The sequence below is a fragment of the Rhodobacteraceae bacterium IMCC1335 genome, from assembly GCA_039640495.1.
In the GTDB taxonomy this organism is placed as follows: Bacteria; Pseudomonadota; Alphaproteobacteria; order Rhodobacterales; family Rhodobacteraceae; genus Thalassovivens.
Map to the genome: position 1 here is coordinate 1220167 of CP046864.1, position 20966 is coordinate 1241132.

General features: G+C 53.2%; 19 protein-coding genes. 5 read left to right on the forward strand and 14 right to left on the reverse strand.

Annotated features, from left to right (window positions below; translation table 11 throughout):
* Positions 1 to 98 precede the first annotated feature (98 nt).
* The 7 genes from rpsA to GN241_05830 form a co-directional block, all read right to left on the reverse strand.
* Complete coding sequence (gene rpsA / locus GN241_05800) at positions 99 to 1778, reverse strand: 30S ribosomal protein S1 (GenBank protein XAT56925.1); 1680 nt, start codon at positions 1776 to 1778, stop codon at positions 99 to 101.
* Between the two features lie 221 nt (positions 1779 to 1999).
* On the reverse strand, positions 2000 to 2617 hold the full coding sequence (locus tag GN241_05805; protein ID XAT56926.1) for a (d)CMP kinase: 618 nt from the start codon (positions 2615 to 2617) through the stop codon (positions 2000 to 2002).
* An 8-nt stretch (positions 2618 to 2625) separates the two neighbouring features.
* Positions 2626 to 3981 carry a 3-phosphoshikimate 1-carboxyvinyltransferase gene (gene aroA, locus GN241_05810; GenBank protein ID XAT56927.1) on the reverse strand — a complete coding sequence of 452 codons (1356 nt, stop codon included), beginning with the start codon at positions 3979 to 3981 and terminating at the stop codon, positions 2626 to 2628.
* 95 nt (positions 3982 to 4076) lie between these two features.
* Positions 4077 to 4790, reverse strand: coding sequence for a tRNA (guanosine(46)-N7)-methyltransferase TrmB (gene trmB, locus GN241_05815; protein ID XAT56928.1), 714 nt, complete (start codon positions 4788 to 4790; stop codon positions 4077 to 4079).
* 11 nt (positions 4791 to 4801) lie between these two features.
* Complete coding sequence (locus tag GN241_05820) at positions 4802 to 7714, reverse strand: valine--tRNA ligase (protein ID XAT59189.1); 2913 nt, start codon at positions 7712 to 7714, stop codon at positions 4802 to 4804.
* A 172-nt stretch (positions 7715 to 7886) separates the two neighbouring features.
* Entirely contained in the window at positions 7887 to 8483 is a 597-nt protein-coding gene (locus GN241_05825; protein XAT56929.1) for an HD domain-containing protein, read from the reverse strand.
* Positions 8480 to 9358, reverse strand: a complete 879-nt coding sequence (locus GN241_05830) for a phytanoyl-CoA dioxygenase family protein (GenBank protein XAT59190.1) — start codon at positions 9356 to 9358, stop codon at positions 8480 to 8482. Before GN241_05830 ends, GN241_05825 begins: the two co-directional genes overlap by 4 nt.
* A 267-nt stretch (positions 9359 to 9625) precedes the next feature.
* On the opposite strand from GN241_05830, the gene GN241_05835 reads away from it, so the two are divergent.
* The 5 genes from GN241_05835 (at position 9626) to GN241_05855 (ending at position 15263) form a co-directional block, all read left to right on the forward strand.
* A complete protein-coding gene (locus tag GN241_05835; protein XAT56930.1) occupies positions 9626 to 11923 on the forward strand; it encodes a molybdopterin-dependent oxidoreductase in 2298 nt (765 codons plus the stop codon).
* Positions 11907 to 12923, forward strand: coding sequence for a DUF2235 domain-containing protein (locus GN241_05840; protein XAT56931.1), 1017 nt, complete (start codon positions 11907 to 11909; stop codon positions 12921 to 12923). The genes GN241_05835 and GN241_05840 overlap by 17 nt, the downstream gene beginning before the upstream one ends.
* A 99-nt stretch (positions 12924 to 13022) precedes the next feature.
* Entirely contained in the window at positions 13023 to 13730 is a 708-nt protein-coding gene (locus GN241_05845) for an ABC transporter permease (protein XAT56932.1), read from the forward strand.
* Entirely contained in the window at positions 13723 to 14448 is a 726-nt protein-coding gene (locus GN241_05850) for an ATP-binding cassette domain-containing protein (GenBank protein XAT56933.1), read from the forward strand. The genes GN241_05845 and GN241_05850 overlap by 8 nt, the downstream gene beginning before the upstream one ends.
* The gene (locus GN241_05855; protein ID XAT56934.1) at positions 14448 to 15263 is read left to right on the forward strand and encodes a sulfate transporter; all 816 of its coding nucleotides are present in this window, start codon (positions 14448 to 14450) and stop codon (positions 15261 to 15263) included. The genes GN241_05850 and GN241_05855 overlap by 1 nt, the downstream gene beginning before the upstream one ends.
* A 631-nt stretch (positions 15264 to 15894) precedes the next feature.
* Here the strand turns inward: GN241_05855 and GN241_05860 are convergent.
* The 7 genes from GN241_05860 to hisB all read right to left on the reverse strand — a co-directional run bounded on the left by GN241_05860 (position 15895) and on the right by hisB (position 20570).
* Complete coding sequence (locus GN241_05860; protein ID XAT56935.1) at positions 15895 to 17001, reverse strand: serine/threonine protein kinase; 1107 nt, start codon at positions 16999 to 17001, stop codon at positions 15895 to 15897.
* 117 nt (positions 17002 to 17118) lie between these two features.
* Positions 17119 to 17418 carry a Dabb family protein gene (locus tag GN241_05865; protein ID XAT56936.1) on the reverse strand — a complete coding sequence of 100 codons (300 nt, stop codon included), beginning with the start codon at positions 17416 to 17418 and terminating at the stop codon, positions 17119 to 17121.
* Positions 17415 to 17726, reverse strand: coding sequence for a phosphoribosyl-ATP diphosphatase (locus tag GN241_05870; protein XAT56937.1), 312 nt, complete (start codon positions 17724 to 17726; stop codon positions 17415 to 17417). The genes GN241_05865 and GN241_05870 overlap by 4 nt, the downstream gene beginning before the upstream one ends.
* On the reverse strand, positions 17723 to 18487 hold the full coding sequence (hisF, locus tag GN241_05875) for an imidazole glycerol phosphate synthase subunit HisF (GenBank protein ID XAT56938.1): 765 nt from the start codon (positions 18485 to 18487) through the stop codon (positions 17723 to 17725). The genes GN241_05870 and hisF overlap by 4 nt, the downstream gene beginning before the upstream one ends.
* On the reverse strand, positions 18480 to 19202 hold the full coding sequence (gene hisA, locus GN241_05880; GenBank protein ID XAT56939.1) for a 1-(5-phosphoribosyl)-5-[(5-phosphoribosylamino)methylideneamino]imidazole-4-carboxamide isomerase: 723 nt from the start codon (positions 19200 to 19202) through the stop codon (positions 18480 to 18482). Before hisA ends, hisF begins: the two co-directional genes overlap by 8 nt.
* 138 nt (positions 19203 to 19340) lie before the next feature.
* Positions 19341 to 19976: an imidazole glycerol phosphate synthase subunit HisH gene (gene hisH / locus GN241_05885; GenBank protein XAT56940.1), complete on the reverse strand. Its 636-nt coding sequence runs from the start codon at positions 19974 to 19976 to the stop codon at positions 19341 to 19343.
* Positions 19977 to 19982: 6 nt separating this feature from the next.
* Positions 19983 to 20570, reverse strand: coding sequence for an imidazoleglycerol-phosphate dehydratase HisB (gene hisB, locus GN241_05890; protein ID XAT56941.1), 588 nt, complete (start codon positions 20568 to 20570; stop codon positions 19983 to 19985).
* Positions 20571 to 20966 lie beyond the last annotated feature (396 nt).

Sequence of the window (20966 nt, forward strand, 5' to 3'; positions counted from 1 at the left end):
TTTACGTTAAAACGGACGAATCGTTTCTAAGCGGCGCATAAAAAAACCCCCGCGCTCCAATGGGAGTGCGGGGGCCTTATCAATTTATGTGGTAGAACTTATTCGTCGCCTTTCAGCGCGGCGCCCAAAATATCACCCAATGAAGCGCCAGAATCTGACGATCCATATTGCTCTACGGCTTCTTTTTCTTCGGCAATTTCACGCGCTTTGATCGATAGACCAAGCTTGCGCGTTTTGCTATCAATATTGGTTACGCGCACGTCTACCTTATTGCCCACAGAGAAGCGTTCGGGGCGCTGTTCTGCGCGATCGCGGCTTAAATCTGAGCGGCGGATAAAGGCTTTTGCGCCTTCGTATTCCACTTCAATCCCACCATCTTCGATTGAGGTAACTTCAACCGTGATGATCGAGCCGCGCTTTACGCCACCCGTGGCTTCGGCAAATTTATCACCGCCCAAGGCTTTGATCGACAGGCTGATACGCTCTTTCTCAACATCCACTTCAGACACCACGGCCTGAACAAGGTCACCCTTGCGGAAGTTTTGGATCGCGTCTTCGCCGCGTTCATCCCAAGAAATATCGCTCAGGTGAACCATACCATCAATATCACCGTCTAACCCGACAAACAGGCCAAATTCAGTAATATTTTTGATTTCACCTTCAACTTGCGTGCCTTCTGGATTGCTTTCAGCGAAGACTTCCCAAGGATTGCGCTGTGTCTGCTTAAGGCCCAGAGAGACGCGGCGCTTTGTGCCATCGATCTCAAGAACCATAACTTCCACTTCTTGGCTGGTTGAAACGATTTTGCCTGGATGCACGTTTTTCTTCGTCCATGACATTTCTGAAACGTGAACCAAGCCTTCGACTCCGGCTTCCAGCTCAACAAAGGCACCGTAATCGGTGATATTTGTCACCACACCCTGATGGACTGATTCCAGCGGGTAGCTGGCGGCCACACGATCCCAAGGATCTTCTTGCAGCTGCTTCATGCCAAGGCTGATGCGATGCGTGTCTTTGTTGATTTTGATCACTTGAACGTTGATCGATTCGCCAATCGTCAAGATTTCGGACGGGTGGTTTACCCGGCGCCACGCCATATCGGTCACGTGTAACAGACCATCAACGCCGCCCAGATCCACAAAGGCACCATATTCTGTGATATTCTTCACAACGCCTTCCAACGACATGCCTTCGGCCAAGTTACCGATCACTTCTGCGCGCTGTTCGGCACGGCTTTCTTCCAGGATCGCGCGACGAGATACAACGATATTGCCCCGGCGTCTGTCCATTTTCAAGATTTGGAAAGGTTGCTTCAGCCCCATCAATGGGCCCGCGTCGCGCACGGGGCGCACATCCACTTGCGAGCCGGGCAAGAACGCAACCGCGCCGCCCAATTCCACCGTAAAGCCGCCCTTGACGCGTCCAAAGATTGCGCCGTCAACCCGCGCTTCTTCGGCATAGGCTTTTTCGAGGCGATCCCAAGCTTCTTCGCGCCGCGCCATTTCCCGGCTGATAACTGCTTCCCCTTTGGTGTTCTCAACCTGCCGCAAGAAGACTTCGACTTCTTCTCCAACGGCAACTTCGGCCTCTTCACCTGGGTTTGCAAATTCTTTTAATTCAACGCGGCCTTCCATTTTATAACCAACGTCGATAATGGCATGTCCCGCTTCGATCGCGATGACTTTGCCTTTGACAACTGAGCCCTCTTGGGGTGTGTCAATTTCGAAGCTTTCATTCAGGAGGGCTTCGAATTCCTCCATCGATGTATTTTGAGCCATGTGGTCTCAGTTTCCTTTACTGGTTTTTCTGGCCGCGCGGTTGTCTCCGCCGGTCTTGGGGTTCATTGGCTGATCCGGTTTTTCCAAAACGCAAAAGGGCCGGATGGTCCGACCCTGCTCGATCTTTAGCGCTTTGCGGTATGTTTACCGTCACAACAACCGCGTCTTTAGGCTAATTTTACCAAGCTGACAAGGTATAAATCCCGATAATCTTAGGATGGTTACGCCTCGTCTTTTCGGATTTTGGCGATATAAGTGATCGCGTCTGAACAGGCTTGTTCGATCGTTAAATCGCTGGTGTCTAAAAGATAGGCGTCAGGGGCGGCTTGCAACGGCGCCGAGGCGCGGGTTTCATCGCGCGCATCGCGCTCTAATACGGCCTTTAGAACATCGCTATACTGCGCGGTCGTGTCGCTGCGCTTCAATTCAGCAAAGCGGCGCTGGGCGCGTGTCTCTGCTCGTGCTGTGATAAATAATTTTGCCTCGGCTTTGGGGCAAACCACCGTTCCGATGTCGCGACCATCCAGAACCGCGCCACCGGGCGCACGGGCAAAGCTTTTTTGAAATTCGCTCAACGCCTGCCTTATGTCGGGTATCGCGGCCAGCTTGCTGGCAGCCTCGGCGACCTTGGCGGTGCGCAGCGCGGTGATATCGATGCTGCTCAGGTCCAGGTTGTGGGCCGCTGCAAGGGGATCCTGGCCCTGAAGATGCAGCCATCCCACGGCGCGGTAGAGCACTCCAGTGTCTAAATAAGCAAACCCGAAATGCTGCGCAACGGCGCGCGAGATTGTGCCTTTGCCAGCGGCTGCAGGGCCATCAATTGCAACTGTAAAAGCCACTTTAATTCCTAACTTTCTTGGCTATGTTCAAGCCGTGCGCCAAGCGCAGCCATCAGGCTTTCGAAAATCGGAAAAGAGGTGGCGATGGGGCTGCCATCATCTATGGAGACAGGGTTTTTACTGGCCATTCCCAAAATCAAAAATGACATTGCGATACGGTGATCAAGATGGCTGGCGCATTTGGCGCCACCGGGCACAGCTTGTGCGCCGCATCCAGATACAATCCACCAATCCGGGCCATCCTCTACGGTGGCGCCATTCGCGCGCAGGCCCGTTGCCATAGCGTCGATCCGATCGCTTTCTTTGACCCGAAGTTCTTTCACGCCGCGCATCACGGTATCGCCCTGCGCATTGGCAGCGACAACGGACAGAATGGGATATTCATCAATCATGCTGGCGGCGCGCTCGGGTGGCACCTCAATGCCCCGCATATTTGGAGAGAACCGCGCCCGCAGATCGGCGACCGGTTCGCCGCCTTCAACCCGCTCATTTTCATATTCAAGATCGGCTCCCATTTCAAGCAGCGTGGTAAATAAACCAGAGCGGGTTGGGTTCAGGCCGATATTTGGCACCAATACATCCGAGCCTTCGGTGATCAAGGCTGCGCAAACCGGAAAAGCTGCTGAGCTTGGATCGCGCGGCACGGTGATGTCTTGAGGCTGCAATTCTGGTTGCCCTGTCAGAGTAATCTCGCGGCCCGCATCGGTGATCTGCACGCTGATTTCAGCGCCAAACCCGCGCAACATGCGTTCGGTGTGATCGCGCGTGGCTTCTTGTTCAATAACCATGGTTTTCCCTGGGGTGTTTAGACCTGCCAATAAAACCGCTGATTTCACCTGCGCCGATGGAACAGGCACTTCGTAGCGCACGGGTGTGGGGGTTTCGGCGCCAATGATGGTCATTGGCAAACGGCCGCCGCTGCGGCCATAGGTTTGCGCGCCAAACAGCGCCAAAGGATCGCTTATGCGGGCCATTGGGCGTTTGTTTAAACTGGCATCGCCGGTGAAGGTTGCACGGATTGGATGCGTTGCCATTGCCCCCATGATCAAGCGCACGCCGGTTCCCGAATTGCCGCAATCGATGACGGTATCGGGCTCGCAAAAGCCCCCCACGCCCACGCCGTCAACGCTCCAATTGCCCGCAGCATGCTGGGTGACGGTTGCGCCAAATGCGCGCATGGCCTTGGCCGTATCCAACACGTCATCCCCCTCAAGCAAGCCTTTAATCGTGGTGGTGCCGACGCTGAGCGCCCCTAAGATGAGCGAGCGATGCGAAATTGATTTATCACCGGGCACATGCGCCTCTCCGGTTAAGGGGCCGGATTTGTAAGCAATCATCGGTCGTGCAACAGCGTGAGAGGACATGGCTTGGTTCCTTACATTTTCCGCAGCGTCATATCCTAAGCCACTGCCAGCGTCTATGAGATTTCCACCCGGTTGGTTGGGTTTTAAAAGCCCGTTTAAAGGCGATGAAACGTTAAATAATGCGGCATTCGACCCTCGCGTAGGGCTTTTTGTTCATAGCGGGTTGCAATCCAATCCGACCATGCCGGGTTGCGGCCTTTGGGATCTTGGTTCTGATAGGCAAAGCCCTGTTTGGGCACTTCCAAAAGAGTTTGGCGAACATAATCGACAATATCCGTTGCCACGCGAAACTCGGCCCCCGGTTTTAGCACCCGCGCCAGCGGAGCCAGATGCTCGGGCGTTACGAAACGGCGGCGGTGGTGGCGGCGTTTTGGCCAAGGGTCGGGATAGAGTAGAAACGCTTTGGAGATTGAGGCTGGGTGTAACACATCAAAGAGATGCCGTGCATCGCCCGGATAAATCCGAATATTTTGTGCCTCTGCGCGGCGAATTTTTTGCAGCAGCATTGCCACCCCATTGATATAAGGCTCGCATCCGATCACACCGGTTTCGGGATTTTGAACGGCTTGATGCACCAGATGCTCGCCGCCCCCAAAGCCAATTTCAAGCCATACCTCGCTGGCGTTGAATATTTGGGTCAAATCCAGCGCGGTGCGATCAGGATTCTCAGTCCAACTGACCGGGCCCAAAGAAAGCTGCGCAAGGTCGCTTTCCAGCGCTTCTTCTTGGCCAGGGCGCAACGTTTTGCCTTTAAAGCGCCCGTAAAAATTGCGCCAGGGCGCGCCCGATGAATGCTGATCTGCCGCCATCAAACCCTCAATTACTGCCCCAACTCGGTAAGACGTGTCAAAGCAGCTTTTAATTGGGCCTCTTCCTCTTCACGCAAGGCAAGAGTTTCACGGGTTTCTTCAACCACCTCAGGCGGCGCGCTTTGCACAAATTTTGGATTATTGAGTCGCCCCTTCAATCCCCCCAGTTCTTTGGCAAGCTTTCCGAGCGCGGCGTTCAGGCGCGCCGTCTCTGCGCCGATATCGATCAGATCGGCCAGAGGCAGCCCAAAATCTCCACCGGAGACTGAAATATTGGCGCATCCTTTGGGAAATGTATCAACAGCGCTTAGGGTTTCGATCCGCGCCAAGCGCATAATCAGCGCTTGATTTCGCTCCCAAGCGTCTTGACCTGCCGCGTCAAGCGCGCTGACCAGCAAGTTGACTTTGGCGCCCGCAGGCACGTGCATTTGCGCGCGCACAGACCGAATTTCCTCGATCAAGCCAATCACCCAATTCATTTCTTTATCAGCTGCGGCATCTATAAGCGTGCTGCTATAGCTGGGCCAGTCAGTATGGATCAGCGCTGTCTCTCGTTTGGTCAAACTGCCCCAAAGCTCTTCGGTGATGAACGGCATGATGGGGTGAAGCAAAATCAGGCATTGGTCCATCACCCAAGCCATAATCGCCTGGGTTTCTGCGCGCGCGGCCTCATCCTCACCGGATAAGAGCGGTTTGGAAAATTCAACGTACCAATCGCAGACTTTGCCCCAAACAAAGGCGTAAAGCAGGTTCGCCGCGTCATTAAAGCGATAGGCGCTTAGCGCGGCATCGACCGCTTCGCGCACTTTGGCGGTTTCGCCGACAATCCATTTGTTCAGCGTTTGTTGAAGTTGCGCTGGCAATTGGCTTTTGCCTGCCGAGTCCAGCGTTGCATAAACTTCATTCATCTCGGCAAACCGGGCTGCGTTCCAAAGTTTTGTGCCAAAATTCCGATAGCCCGCGATGCGCTGGGTGCTGAGCTTTAAATCGCGCCCCATCGCGGCCATTGCGGTTAAGGTAAAGCGCACAGCATCGGCGCCATAAGCATCGATGAGTTCCAAGGGATCCAAGACATTGCCCAAAGATTTGGACATTTTCTTACCTTTTTCATCGCGCACCAACGCATGCACATAAACGGTGCTAAAGGGTTTTTCGCCCATCACCGCATATTGCATCATCATCATGCGGGCGACCCAGAAAAAGATGATATCAAAGCCTGTGATCAAGACGCTTGTGGGAAAGTATTTTCGGAGCGCTTCAGTGTTTTCGGGCCAGCCCAAAGTGCCGATGGGCCACAGCCCAGATGAGAACCACGTATCTAACACATCTGGATCGCGGGTTAAGGGTACATCTGGCCCCGCCTGCGCCTGTGCCTCGGCCTGAGTGGCGGCGCAATATTGATTGCCCTCGGCGTCAAACCACACGGGAATTTGGTGCCCCCACCAAAGTTGGCGCGAAATGCACCAGGGTTCGATATTTTCCAACCAATGGAAATACACTTTTTTATCCCGCTCTGGCAGGATTTCGGTATCGCCATTGCGCACGGCATCAAGCGCTGGCCCCACGATTTTATCGGTATCCACGAACCATTGATCGGTGAGCATAGGTTCGATTACGACTTTTGAGCGATCGCCAAAGGGCTGCATAATTGGTTTATTCTCTACCAGCGGCACGCTTTTGACGTTGATTTCGCCAGTTTCCGCATTTTTGCTCTCGACCATCGTCATCACGGCCAAACCTGCGCGGGTGATATCCTCGATGATCCGTTGGCGGGCCTCAAAACGGTCGAGGCCGCGATAGGCCTCGGGCACCAAATTCATCGCGGCAATGCTGGCCTCATCGAATGGCTTTTCCCCTGCGGCAATCGCTTTCGCATCGCTTGCCTCTTCTATATAGGGCCGTCCATCAGCGCGCATTTTGCCTTTTGTGTCCATCAAAGAATACATTGGAATATTGCCGCGCTTGGCCACTTGGTAATCGTTAAAGTCATGCGCGCCGGTGATTTTTACCGCTCCCGAGCCGAAATCGGGATCGGGATATTCGTCGGTGATGATTGGGATCAAACGGCGTTGGGCTTGCGGCCCAACGGGGATTTCGCACATCTTGCCCACGATCGGGGCATAGCGGGCATCCGAAGGGTGAACGGCGACAGCGCCGTCGCCAAGCATCGTTTCGGGGCGCGTGGTGGCGATGGAAATATAGCTGCGTTCCTCTTCGAAAGTGATGGCTCCATCCGCGTCTTTTTCGATATAGGTATAGGTTTCGCCGCCCGCGAGCGGATATTTGAAATGCCACATATGGCCCGCGGTTTCGATGTTTTCTACTTCAAGATCTGAAATCGCGGTTTCAAAATGCGGGTCCCAGTTGACCAGGCGTTTGCCTCGGTAGATCAGGCCTTTGTGATACATTTCAACGAAAACCTTGATCACGGCATCATGAAAATTTCCCGACTCGCCTTCCGGCGCGCCGGGCGCGCCGGACATCGTAAAGGCTGTGCGATCCCAATCGCAGCTGGCACCAAGGCGCTTCAGTTGGTTGATGATTGTACCGCCAGATTGCGATTTCCAATCCCAAACTTTGTTCAAAAATGCGGCGCGGCCCATTTCAGACCGGCTTGGCAGTTTCGCCGCCGCCAATTGCCGCTCAACCACCATTTGCGTCGCGATCCCCGCATGATCCGTGCCGGGCTGCCAAAGCGTGTCAAACCCCCGCATGCGGTGCCAGCGGATCAGGATATCTTGCAAAGTATTGTTGAACGCATGCCCCATGTGCAGCGAGCCCGTTACATTGGGTGGCGGGATCATAATGCTGAATGTTTCGGAGCGTTTCGCATTCGCACCGGCCTTAAAACAACCCGCTTTTTCCCAAGCTTGGTAAAGCCGGCTTTCTGCCTTTTGCGCATCGAAGTTTTTGTCCAAAGCCATCAGAGCTGTCCCGTCTTGCATTATTTTGCGCCGAGATAACTTTTATTACGACAAAGGGAAAGGGGCCGCGCGCAATATTAAACGGGTCATCTTGGAATTTATGCGTTCCAGAAGCTGCCACATATCGCACGCCAAACCCTTGGCCGGCAGAAAATCTAAAACGGGGTCAAGATCATGTGCTAAGCGGCTCACGCTTTCCGGCGCGTAAAACTTCTGGATCATAGGCGCTGCGCGCAAATACCTCGCGCACCATGTCTTGAAAAAATTCAAGCGGTTGGCTGGCGTAAGCTGGATCAAAACTGGCTTGATCCCAGCGTTCGCAAAATGTTGCGCAATCTTCAAAATACGGATGCTCTTTGTAAGCCAAGCGTTTGTCTGGATTGCCGCCCACATGATGGGCATAATACAGCATCTGAAAATCCCCGTGTTTTTCCACCGCCCAGCTGCATTGTTCGCGCACAAAGGGCCGTAAAATACTGGCGGCATATTCGTCGTGATTATAGGGCGCGTAAATATCGCCTATATCATGCAGCAAGGCAGAAACGATCCAATCGATATCTGCGCCGTCTTTCCAAGCCCGTGTAGCCGCTTGCAGGGAATGCTCAAGGCGGGTCACTTGATAGCCCGACAGACTTTCATCCAGCTCGACCAATGCCTTTAGCAGCCGGTCCGCGGTGCCATTTGAAAAGGCGATTTCATGTTCGGTTAAGAAATCATAATCTTCTTTATCGCCGTCTTTCATTTGTGTAAATTTCACCTTATTAATCATGCAAAAAGCCCTTTTTTTGCTTTGGCGTTTTTCATTTTGGCTGCGGCCTGCGCAACACGGATTTCTTCATGCAATTGTAAGTCGGTGGCATTAAATAAGCCTTTAGGCGGTGCAACATGAATAAAATTTCCCTGCCTGTCTGACCCCCTTGCGAGAATGGCATAATCGCGGGCGCCAATTTCTTGGGCGACATTCGGGGTCACGTATCGGATCACTGCCGCGATGCGCCGGTCATCGCTTACATTGGGCCCAGAACCATGAATGGTTAAGCCGTGATGCAATGAGATTTCGCCGGGTTGAATTTCGATTGAGGTTTTATCTTGCTCGGCCACGTCAACCTGAACTTCTTGGCCGCGCGACAGCAAATTATCTTTGGCAAAACTGTCCTTATGCGGCAGTATCGGGTTTTTATGGCTGCCGCGCACAAAATCCATACAGCCGCTTTGCCGCGTCGCAGGTGATAGGGCCAGCCAAGCAGTGACCATTTCAGATGTGGCGCCCAGCCCCCAATAGGTGAGGTCTTGATGCATTGTCACTTTATGGCGAGTGTTCGGCTCTTTGATAAAAAATTCAACCGCATATATCAGAATATCTGGGCCTAGAATGCCTTCAACAACGTTGAGAATGCCCGGCTCTGCGCCAATCTGATACGCCAGAGGCATCACGCATTGCGCGTTGACGCGTTTGTAGGTGTTCAGAGGCTGGGGCAAACTTTTGTGCGTCCATTCTGTTTCAATCATTTCTAATTGGCGGCGAAACTCCAACGCGGCATCCGGGCTGATCGCGGGAATGGGAAATAAAAAACCGTCTTCCCAATAGCGCTTGATATCCTGTTGGCGCAGGCGGCCAGCGTTGAGTTTAAGCGGTTTAGGCATTGTCATTCCCCTCCTTTAAAACATGTGAAAACCTTCGCCAGAGATTTCTTAGAAAGCAAGCGATTTCATCGGCATTTATTTTTCGGCGATCATTATCCTAGCCTCTGCTACAGCATTTATAGAATGTTGGCACTTGTAACTGGCGCTGGCTAGCTGTGTCAGAGCAGGGCGCACCCGCTTCAAATTGCTACGTTTCCTCATTGGACGGTCTAGACAAATGCCTTGAAAGCTTTATTTGTTATGGGTATTTGTTTAGAGGTTTGCAAATTGGAAAAATTCGGAAAAAGCCAGTCGGTTATGCGGGTTGAAGATGTGCGGTTTTTAAAAGGAACCGGGCGTTATGTTGATGATATCGCACCGGCGCATGCCTTGCATGGCTTCGTGTTTCGCTCGCCCGTGGCCCATGCGATTATCACGCAGCTGGACGTGTCTGCGGCGCGCAGCTGTGTCGGGGTGCAGGCCGTTATTACCGCAGAGGATCTGCGCGCAGCCGATGTTGATTTGCACATCGAGGCAACGATTTTAACGAACCTTGACGGCTCGCGGGCGGCCGATCCTTTGCGACCAGTTTTGGCAACTGAGCGGGTGCGTTTTGTGGGTGAGCCGATCGCGATGGTCATTGCGCAAACGCTGGAACAGGCCCGCGATGCCGCTGAAAATATCGTGTTCGAGTATCAAGATTTACCGGTTCATTTGGCACTGGAGGCCGGTGGCGAGCCTTTGCATGAAGAGGCGCCAGATAATATCGCTTTTGACTGGGGTATGGGTGATCAAGCCGCCACCGAGGCAGTGTTTGAAACGGCGGCGCATCGCATCGCTTTGGATATTGCGGATAATCGGATTATCGTAGCCTCGATCGAGCCGCGCGGCTGTTTTGCCGAATGGGAAGAAGATCGGTTGCACGTTTCGGTCAATGGTCAAGGCGTTTGGCCAACCAAATCGCGTTTGGCGAAAATGTTGAAGCTTTCCCCAGAGCAAGTGCGGGTGACGAACCCGGATGTGGGCGGCGGTTTTGGAATGAAAGGAATGAATTATCCCGAAACCTTTGTTTGCGCGCATGCAGCGCGGGTGTTGCAGCGCCCGGTGCGCTGGATGTCAGAGCGTACCGAGGCAATGCTGAGCGATAATGCCGGGCGCGACCTGACATCCTTGGCGGAATTGGCGTTCGATGAAAATCACAAAATGCTCGCCTATCGGGTGACCTCTAAGTGCAATTTAGGCGCCTATAATTCGCAATATGCACAGCCCATTCAAACCGAGTTATTCGCAAAGGTTTTAATGGGCACATATGATGTGCAGACCACATGGCTGGCGGTGAAAGGCGTGTTCACCAATACCACGCAAGTTGACGCCTATCGCGGCGCTGGGCGTCCCGAGGCGATCTTTGTGCTAGAGCGGTTGATGGATCATGCGGCGCGTGAATTAAACGTGGACCCGTTAGCGTTGCGCCGGAAGAATTTTATCGCGCCTGACGCTTTTCCCTATCGTTCGGCTACGGGCGAGGTTTATGATGTTGGACAATTTGCCAAAGTTTTATCGCATGCAGAAGCGTCAGCAGATGTGGATGGCTTTGCGGATCGCAAACGCAAAAGTGCTGTGGCCGGCAAATTGCGCGGGTTGGGCTTATGCTATTACATAGAAAGTATTTTGGGCGATAAGGATGAAAGCGCCAAGGTGATTTTTCAGGATGACGGGATGGTAGATATTCTGGTTGGAACGCAATCCAACGGGCAGGGTCACGAAACCGTTTTTGCGCAGTTTTTATCGGATCAAACCGGAATACCGGCGGATCATATCCGGGTTGTTCAAGGCGATAGCGATCTGATTGCCCGCGGCGGCGGGACGGGTGGATCGCGCTCGGGCACGGTGCAAGCCAACGCAACGTTGCAAACTGTTGCGGTTATGCAGAAGGCGTTTCGGGCGTTTTTATCTGATAAGCTGGAAGTGGATGCGGATCAGATTGTGTTTGATGATGAGCGCTTTCGCGCGCCCGGTTCGAACCTGTCTCCCACATTTTTGGAAGTGGCGGATATGGCGCGTGCTGCGGGCCGTGATGATCTGATGCAGCACTCGGCTTATGCGGTGCTGGACAGCCGATCGTTTCCAAATGGCGCGCATATTTGCGAAGTTGAAATTGACCCCGATACGGGCGCGGTAGAGGTGGCGCGGTATTCTGTGGTGGATGATTTTGGAAACCTTTTGAACCCAATGTTGGTGGAAGGTCAGGTACATGGCGGCGTTGCCCAAGGCATTGGGCAAGCGATAAGCGAACATGTGGTTTATGATGATCAAGGGCAATTGTTGAGCGCGAGCTTTATGGATTATGCGGTGCCGCGCGCGAAAGATGTTCCATTCTACCAGTTTGAAACCGAACCGCTGCCAACAACCACAAATGTGATGGGGATGAAAGGGTGCGGAGAGGCTGGCACCGTCGGTGCTTTAGCGGCTGTCTCAAACGCCGTGCATGACGCTCTGTCCTGCCGTGGGGTCAGGCGGCTTGATATGCCCTTCACGCCGCTTCGGGTTTGGGAGGCCTTAAATCAGGCAGATGTCGCGGCTGAGTAGCTCAAATCGATTTCTGCAGTGGTTTTTTCCTCGCCCAAAGGCCTTGGAGGAGCCGCCCCAAAGGCAGAGGCTGGCGCAAGATCATGTGGTGATTTTGGATGGCACAATGTCTTCCAACGCGCCCGGTCATGAAACCAATGCGGCTTTGCTATACCGATTGCTGGAGGCACAAGCGCCGAAGGTTAAAGTGTATTATCAGCCAGGGCAGCAATGGATCGATCTGCGCTCTGGCTGGGATGTTTTGGTCGGCGGCAATATGAATACCCAGATCCGCCGCGCATATGGCGCCTTAGCAACGCGATTCCGGCCCACGGATAGAATATATCTTTTTGGATATTCGCGAGGGGCATATGCGGTGCGCTCATTATCTGGAATGATCAATCATGTGGGGTTGTTAAAGCGCGAATATGCGACGCCGCGCCACATACAGCAAGCATGGCGCCTTTATCAAACCAATATATCCGGTGCCGTTTTGGAAAAATTTCGCGCGGCCCACTGCCATGATGTGATCGAAATTGAAATGATAGGCGTCTGGGACACGGTGCGCGCGCTGGGCTTGCCGATTATCTCGCGCTGGAGGCAAGCCCGGTATGGTTTTCACAATCACGCGCTGAGCCCGGTGGTGAAGGCGGGATATCAAGCTTTGGCGCTTAATGAGGCGCGCATTGCGTTTTCTCCGGTTAAATGGGAATGCTCGGCGCAGCCGGACACCCGGGTTCAGCAGGTTTGGTTCCGCGGCAACCACGGTGATGTCGGGGGCCATCTGGGGGGCTTTTTTGCGGCCCGTCGACTATCAAATATTCCTTTGATCTGGATGCTTGAACGCGCCGAAAACCACGGTTTGGTTTTGCCGAAGGGTTGGCAGCAGGGTTATCCGATAGATCCCAAAGCCCCCTCAACGGGCCCGTGGCGCGGGATTGGAAAACTGTTCTTTCTGCGCAAAAAACGGCGTGTTGATCTGAGCTGTTGCGAGTCGATACATCCGTTAGCCGAGCCCTAACCGGGTGATTGGCGCAGCGATGAGACGAGTTAGCTCTAAATTCAGATTGAAACCTACCTTTTTTGATGAATATTTTGTCACGGGGCCCTAGGTATAAATATGCAAAGTTTATCAGAATCTTTTTATATTGCTGCCGCTTTGATCGTTTCGGGCGATGAGGGTCTCTGGGCGATCGTTTTGCTCTCGTTAAAAGTATCGTTGAGCGCGGTGATCATCGCGGGGCTGTTTGGTATACCGGCGGGTGCGGCCTTGGCGATCCTGCGATTTCGCGGGCGGCTCGCTGTTTTGGTGGGCGTGAATGCTTTGATGGGTTTGCCGCCGGTCGTTGTGGGCTTGGTGGTTTATTTAATGCTCTCTAGCGCCGGCCCGCTGGGCGTATTGGGGCTGCTTTACACCCCAAGCGCGATGATTATCGCACAGACAATATTGATTATGCCGATTTTAATCGCCCTGAGTCGGCAAGTGGTTGAGCCGCTTCATGAAGAATATCGGGATCAGCTGACCTCATTGGGCGTGCGCGGGAGCCGTCGCGTTGCAGTGCTGCTTTGGGAGGCGCGGTTTGGCTTATTGACCGCGGTCTTGGCCGGGTTTGGCCGCGCGATCGCAGAAGTTGGGGCGGTGATGATCGTTGGCGGGAATATCAACCATCTAACGCGGGTTATGACCACGGCGATCGCTTTGGAAACCTCGAAAGGCAACCTGAGCTTGGCCTTGGCTTTAGGTCTTATTTTGGTTGGCTTGGCGGTGGCTGTAAATGGGGTGCTGGGATTTCTAGGTTGGCAACGCCGCGAGGCCTTCCATGTCTGAGATACATGTTCAAATTGACCAGCTAAGCTTTTCAATCGAGGGAGCCCCTCTCTTAGATATTCCATTCCTACGTTTGGATCCACAGGGCCCAACGATGATTTTGGGGCCAAATGGGGCGGGTAAAAGCCTTTTCTTGCGGGTTCTTCATGCTTTGCAAACGCCTGATACGGGCTCTGTGCAAGTGCGGCATATCTCAGGTGAAACAGCCAGACAGGCGATGGTGTTTCAAAGGCCCGTTCTGCTGCGCCGGTCGGTGCGCGCAAATTTGCGTTTCGCCCTATCTGCGGCGGGATATGCGCGCCAAACCCGATTTGAACTGGCGGAAAAATGGATGCATCAGGGGCAATTGGCACATTTGGCAGACCAACCCGCGCGTAGGCTTTCCGGGGGTGAGCAGCAACGGCTATCGTTGGTCCGAGCGCTGTGTTGCAACCCTGAGATTTTATTTTTGGACGAACCCTGCGCGCATCTTGACGTAAATGCCGCGCAACATGTCGAGGCTTTGATAAACAGCGCAATAGAAGCTGGTATCAAGGTGGTGATGATCACGCATGATTGGGCACAGGCGCGCCGCTTAGGCGGCGAGATTTTGTTAATGGAGGGCGGGCAGGTGAAAGTGCAAGAGGGGGCAGCATTATTTTTTGGCTCGTCTCAAAATCCTTGGACACAAGCGTTTTTGCAAGGGTATAAAATTTCGGATACCGAGGTCGAAACCTAATGAAAAATCGGGTTTTAACGGCTTTAGCCTTGCTTTGGTTCAGCGTTACCGCGCCAGTTCAAGCCGCAGACGCGATTTTCATCCAATCCACCACATCGACACAAAATTCAGGATTGTTAGACGCGCTTTTACCTATTTTCACCCAAGATACCGGCATCGCTGTCCGGGTGGTTGCTGTGGGCACGGGGCAGGCCATTAAGAATGCCAAGAACGGCGACGGCGATGTGCTTTTGGTGCATTCCAAAGACGATGAAGAGGTCTTTGTCAAAGCGGGCTGGGGGCTTGAACGCTTGGATGTGATGTATAATGATTTTGTCATTATTGGCCCCCGGCTGGATCCTGCCGGTATTCGCGCCAGCGCCGATGTGACCGTTGCCCTGCAAAAGATTGCGGCCTTGCAGGTGCCTTTTCTGTCGCGGGGAGATGATAGTGGCACTCATAAAGCTGAAAAAAAGCTTTGGACTGCAACGGGCATTGATGTGGCCGCAGCCTCGGGCAGTTGGTATCGCGAGGCCGGATTGGGAATGGGTGCCACATTGATGATGTCAACCGCCATGAATGCCTATACATTGAGCGACCGCGCCACATGGATTAGCTTTGCGCGCAAGGGAAATCAGGATGTTTTGTTTTCGGATGATTGGCGGCTGTTCAATCAATATGGGGTGATCGCGGTCAATCCAGCGCGGCATCCGCATGTCAACGCTCTGGGGGCTAAGCAATTTGTGGATTGGATCACTGGGCCAAAAGGGCAGGCGGAAATTGCGGCATTTAAAATTGGGGATGAGCAGTTGTTTTTTCCCAATGCCGCGCGCTGATCGGCGCCCTCGTCAATTTTCGACCCTCATAGCCGCGCAGCGGTCTGCCTTGGTTTTAAACCCATTAGGTTTGGTAAAACTTAAAACGCTTGTAGAAGTTAAATCGAATCGAGCCACGCGCCTGCCTAAACTCAGCGCGGATGAGTGCTGCAAAAAACTGATTTTTATTTGCCTGGTTGAAGCACGTTCATCAGCGCCACCAGCCCCATTGATTGTTTTATTTGGTGGGCCTTATGCACTTAACACATCCGGTTGCACTATCAGGTTGCTTGGTCAGGTTTGGTTTTTAAAATCGGTTGGCGCCGCAAAAGGCGGGGCTTTTCAATCTTAAAGCCCACCTTCCGGTAAGCGAGTGACGCCTGGTTCGACTAGGCCCGTTTAGGGCTTTCGAGTGCACGATTTGCTAGATTGAGCGGAGCCGATAAAGCCCCGCGGCTGGCCGAGCCGATGGCCTGCGATAGGGCGTGGACCAGACGCGTTTATTCCGCGCGTCTGGCAAACTTGAGGCGCATTTTGCCGCAGCTTAGCGCTGGATAGCAATCGCGGGCAGGGCATATAGCCCGGCTAACGGGCGATATGACACTGGTGCCCTGCGCGGGTTCTATCCTAGCTCTTTTTGAGCGGATTTGCGTTATTGATGCGGAAAGTAATCCTCGCATTGGCCTTCGCGATATACATCTGCAGTGCAGCAATGCAAGCCGCCGCCAAACGCATATGCATCTCGCAACTCAACCTCGATCACGTTCATGCCCAGCTTATCCATTTGTTCAGCTTGATAGACCTCAGATTTTTCAACGCAGACGGTTTTCGGATCAAGAACCAAAACATTCATGCTGAGCCAGGTCGATGAATAGCAAAGCGGCGGGGGGCTGTTATGCGCGGGCTGCGCGGCATCCACGATCTCCCAGCCATTTTTTTCAAACAGGCCGCGTTGCTCTGTTGGCAAACGGCGTTGCGGATTGTTTAAGATCAAACCTGGGCGCAGAGGGGTAAAGGTAGCATCGATATGGATAGGGTAGGGATCGCCAGGAAAATTCACCGTATGCACGCGATGATCCGGGAAATGCCTGCGCAGCCATTCGATGCCTTTTAAATTGGTGGTAAAGCCATGTTGCACAACGAGATCGCGGCCAAAGCGCAGAATGTCAGCTGCGTCAAAAAGCGGCTCTTCTTCTGTGGTGACAAAAAACTTCTCTTCCGCCCATTTGAGCCGTTTTTCAACTCCGATTTTATCCGATAGATAATCTGGATGATAATCGGCATTGGTCAGGCGGGGTTTTGGCGCCGCTTCATGGCGAAAATTACTGTCTTCTTCCCAGTATTTTTGCATCAGCGGCCGGTAGCAAAGATATTCAAACCAGCGGCAGCGATACGACATTGTGGCTTCCAAAATTTCAGAGCCAACCGTCAGTAAGACATCGCGTGGTGGCATACATCCAAATTGGCTTTCGGTGCGGAAATCTGGCGTGATTGCTGGCGCTGAGAAATCAATCGGGGTGGGGCGATCCACGCGAATACCGCGGGCTTGCAACAGCGCGGCAAAATTATCGAGAAGCTCATTGGCCCGATCGATTGTTTCCTGCGGGCGGCGGCCCCATTGGCCGCGCATGTCGCTGTCTTCGGGCACTTTGGCATCTAATGCGGGTTCTTCAGGGGGAATATGGCAATCATCGGCGCGACCAACGATTACATGTTTCAAAGGGTCCCATTCATTCCAGCTGTTTACGATGGATGCCATTTTGAATCTCACTTTTTAGACGGTTTTCTTCTGCGCTCAAAAAGCTTAGATTTTCCGCCGGTGCAATCAAAAAATCGCCATTTTTGGGCCGGAGTCCAAAAATTATACGCCTGCGCCTCAGGTCGGTAAGGCGCTTTCAAAATCAACTGCCAGCCGCAATTCGCGCAGGGGGCGTACTTTTGCGATTGAAGCTTGATAGATGGGGTGGGCTTTATACGCCGCCAAAGCGGCTTCATCTTTGAATTCCGCATACACGACCCAATCAACCCGATCTTGTGCGATCGGGTCGCTGCCGATATTGCGCGCCACTTCAAAGCGCAGCGCGTTTGGAATTTCGGCCAAAAGCTGCAAGCCCTCGCCGATTGCATCAATATCATCGGGGTTTTTAGCGTTGAAAAAGACGATATGTCGGATCATGTTTTGCGTGCTGCCTTCTCTGTGAGACCGGATTGAGCCGTTCTTCGCTCAAGCTCTGTCATGACATGTGATAGGCTGATCTCGCGCGATTTCAGCAAAACGAGAAGATGATACATCACATCTGCCGCTTCGTTGATCAGGCCGTCGGAATCGTTTTTAACCGCTTCGATGATCAGTTCGATGGCTTCTTCACCGAATTTTTCAGCGCATTTTTCCGGACCCTTTTCCAGCAATTGCGCGGTCCAACTTTCGCCGGATGACGCAGATGAGCGTTGCGCGATCAGATTTTCAAGCTGCTCCAACGTCATGTTTCTATCCTCATGGCTAGGCCGGCGGCTGCCATATGCGCTTTGGCCTCAGCGATTGTGTAATCGCCAAAATGAAAAATCGATGCGGCAAGCACGGCTGAGGCGCCCCCTAGACGTACACCATCCACCAGATGATCCAGTGTTCCTACACCACCCGAAGCGATTACGGGAATATCAACCGCCTCAGAGATCGCGCGCGTCATTTCAAGATTGAAACCGGCTTTCGTACCATCGCGATCCATAGAGGTGAGCAAGATTTCACCGGCGCCTTTTTGGGCAATTTTGATGGCAAATTCCACCGCGTCCAAGCCGGTTGGTTTGCGCCCACCATGGGTGAAAAGCTGCCATTGTCCGGGAGCTACTGTTTTGGCATCGATCGCGCAGACGATACATTGGCTGCCAAATTGATCTGCTGCCGCGCTGATCACATCCGGATCGGCGACAGCGGCCGAGTTGAAGCTGACCTTATCCGCGCCTGCGCGTAACAGGGCCCGCACATCCGCGGCGCTTCGCACGCCGCCACCCACGGTGAGGGGGATATAGCATTGCTCGGCCGTGCGCCGCACAACATCGAACATCGTGGCGCGGTTTTCATGCGTGGCATTGATGTCTAAAAAGCATAATTCATCCGCGCCCGCGTCATCATAAGCGCGCGCGGCATCCACCGGATCACCCGCATCGCGTAAATCCACGAAATTGATCCCCTTGACCACGCGCCCATCGGCCACGTCTAAACAGGGGATGATGCGCGTTTTAAGCATCTAACGCCTTCAGGGCAGCGCTGAGGTCAAGCGCTCCATCATAAAGCGCGCGCCCCGAAATTGCTCCGTTTAAAGCGGTTCCGCAGCCTTTCAATGCCAATAAGTCGGCCAGCGAGGAAACTCCACCTGACGCGATCACCGGAATGGAAATCGCATCCGCCAAAGCCGCAGTGGCTTCAATATTTGGTCCCTTCATCGCGCCATCGCGGTTGATATCGGTGTAAATAATCGCAGCCACGCCATCTTGTTCAAACGATTTTGCCAGCTCGGTGACCTCTGTATCGGTCTCAACCGCCCATCCTTTGGTGGCCACCATGCCATTGCGGGCATCGATGCCAACGGCAATTTTATCTGGGAAAGCCAGGGCTGCTTGCCGGACAAGGGCGGGGTTCTCAACCGCGACAGTGCCTAAAATCACCCGCGATAACCCCTTTTCGATCCAGGTCTCAATGGTTGCCATATCGCGGATACCACCGCCCAATTGCGCCGGCACGTTGCACTGCTTTAAAATGGCCTCAACAGGTTCGGCGTTTACGGGTTTTCCGGCAAAAGCACCGTTCAGATCAACCAAATGCAACCATCTGCACCCTGCGTCAACAAAGCTTTTGGCTTGGGCGGCCGGATCTTTATTAAACACCGTGGCGGCGTTCATATCACCTCGCAAAAGCCGTACGGCTGCGCCGTCTTTCAAGTCGATAGCAGGATATAGGATCATTCTATTCTCAAAACCTTCTTAACGGGGTGCATGTGCCATGTCAGAGCGCGAATTGCAATCAAGGGATCTGCATCTGTTGCATCCGCCGTTGAACTAGGTTGCGGGTGCAATGGAAGCCTGCCCTGTGCCTGAATACCGCTAGGGGGACCAAGATAAGAAATTGGCGATCATCTGTAGGCCGGCGGTAGAACTTTTTTCAGGATGAAATTGTGTTCCAACCATTGTGTCTCGGCCCACAATTGCCGAAATCGGCTGTCCATAGTCAACGCAGGCGATGCGTTGAGAGAGTGCATTAAGCTCCATGTGATAGGAATGCACAAAGTAAGCATGGCTTCCATCGGGCACATTGCGCAAAAGCGGGTGCGGTCGATCGAAGCTTAAATTATTCCAGCCCATATGCGGAATTTTAAGCGCGGGCTCGTTCGGCTTGATCTTGTGAATTTCCCCATCAATCCAACCCAGCCCGCTGGTTGCTTCATATTCAAAGCCTTTTTGCGCCATCATCTGCATGCCGACGCAAATGCCTAAAAACGGGCGTCCGCGCTCGAGCACGGCTTCGATCATTGCCTCAAAAACGTCAGATTCTACCAGCGCTTTGCGGCATGCGGGAAACGCGCCATCGCCGGGAAGCACCAAGCGATCAGCTTTGGCAACCATGGCTGGATCAGCGCTCACGCGCACCTCTCCTGCATTTGTTTCCTGGGCCATACGCTCAAAGGATTTGCTGGCAGAATGTAGGTTTCCGCTATCGTAATCGATTATAACGGTCAGCATGATGTTTTACAGACTGCCTTTGGTCGATGGCAATTTACCTTGCATCCGCGGGTCATGTTCAACGGCTGTTCGCAACGCCTTGGCCACCGATTTGAAAACCGCTTCTGCAATATGGTGACTGTTAAAGCCATGGATCTGATCAATATGCAGCGTCATCCCGGCATGGGTGGAAAAGGCCTGAAAAAATTCGCGCAATAACTCGCTGTCAAAAGCGCCAATTTTTGAGCTTGGCAGCGCCACATTCCAAATCAAAAAAGGCCGTGCAGATAAATCTAAAGCACAGCGAATTTGTGCATCATCCATCGGCAATAAACAGCTGCCATAGCGATTGATGCCGCGCTTATCGCCTAAGGCTTGACTGAGCGCTTGGCCCAAAGCAATGCCTGTATCTTCAACGCTGTGATGATCATCAATATGGGTATCCCCCTCGCAGCGGATGCGCAAATCGATCAAGGAATGGCGCGACAGCTGATCGAGCATATGATCAAAAAAGCCAACCCCTGTTTGGTTGTCATACAGACCAGTGCCATCCAGATCCAGCGTGACTTCTATTTTTGTTTCAGCCGTGTTGCGGCTCACGGTTGCGTTGCGCATGAAATTCTGTCCTTCTCTTTGCCGCACCTTATAGAGCGCTCTTGATGTCGCGCCAACCCCCCAGAGCGCGAGCGCTGCAGAAGGCTGTTAAAGGTTAAATCCAAAGCCAAATGTAAGAGAGATTGCGTGCGGTGAATTTGGCGCTAACGCGCGCGAGCTGCGGCAAGGCTGGCAGCAGGTGTAGGCTGTTACCGGCAGCGCGCTGCAGCGGTGATCCGTCACGATAGAAATGGTTTTTCACTTTATCAGCCGTAGATCGTCGGCGATTGCATTGGCGCGAAACCTGCGACGGGCAGGGTTGGAAAACTGCAGCTTTTAACGGGTTGCTTTTTAGCGCTACAGTATCTGGGGCAAAACTCGTTACTGTTTATATAATTGATGCGCCAAAGCTTTCTT

Bases quoted from the DNA above. Each gene is read 5' to 3' on its own strand.
- GN241_05860 (XAT56935.1), bottom strand. From the start codon at position 17,001: ATGGCATCCATCGTAAACAGCTGGAATGAATGGGACCCTTTGAAACAT.
- trmB (XAT56928.1), bottom strand. From the start codon at position 4,790: ATGGCGGCAGATCAGCATTCATCGGGCGCGCCCTGGCGCAATTTTTAC.
- GN241_05820 (XAT59189.1), bottom strand. From the start codon at position 7,714: ATGGCTTTGGACAAAAACTTCGATGCGCAAAAGGCAGAAAGCCGGCTT.
- aroA (XAT56927.1), bottom strand. From the start codon at position 3,981: ATGTCCTCTCACGCTGTTGCACGACCGATGATTGCTTACAAATCCGGC.
- GN241_05830 (XAT59190.1), bottom strand. From the start codon at position 9,358: ATGCCTAAACCGCTTAAACTCAACGCTGGCCGCCTGCGCCAACAGGAT.
- GN241_05870 (XAT56937.1), bottom strand. From the start codon at position 17,726: ATGACGTTGGAGCAGCTTGAAAATCTGATCGCGCAACGCTCATCTGCG.
- GN241_05845 (XAT56932.1), top strand. From the start codon at position 13,023: ATGCAAAGTTTATCAGAATCTTTTTATATTGCTGCCGCTTTGATCGTT.
- rpsA (XAT56925.1), bottom strand. From the start codon at position 1,778: ATGGCTCAAAATACATCGATGGAGGAATTCGAAGCCCTCCTGAATGAA.
- GN241_05865 (XAT56936.1), bottom strand. From the start codon at position 17,418: ATGATCCGACATATCGTCTTTTTCAACGCTAAAAACCCCGATGATATT.
- hisA (XAT56939.1), bottom strand. From the start codon at position 19,202: ATGATCCTATATCCTGCTATCGACTTGAAAGACGGCGCAGCCGTACGG.
- hisB (XAT56941.1), bottom strand. From the start codon at position 20,570: ATGCGCAACGCAACCGTGAGCCGCAACACGGCTGAAACAAAAATAGAA.
- hisH (XAT56940.1), bottom strand. From the start codon at position 19,976: ATGCTGACCGTTATAATCGATTACGATAGCGGAAACCTACATTCTGCC.
- hisF (XAT56938.1), bottom strand. From the start codon at position 18,487: ATGCTTAAAACGCGCATCATCCCCTGTTTAGACGTGGCCGATGGGCGC.
- GN241_05825 (XAT56929.1), bottom strand. From the start codon at position 8,483: ATGATTAATAAGGTGAAATTTACACAAATGAAAGACGGCGATAAAGAA.
- GN241_05850 (XAT56933.1), top strand. From the start codon at position 13,723: ATGTCTGAGATACATGTTCAAATTGACCAGCTAAGCTTTTCAATCGAG.
- GN241_05840 (XAT56931.1), top strand. From the start codon at position 11,907: ATGTCGCGGCTGAGTAGCTCAAATCGATTTCTGCAGTGGTTTTTTCCT.
- GN241_05855 (XAT56934.1), top strand. From the start codon at position 14,448: ATGAAAAATCGGGTTTTAACGGCTTTAGCCTTGCTTTGGTTCAGCGTT.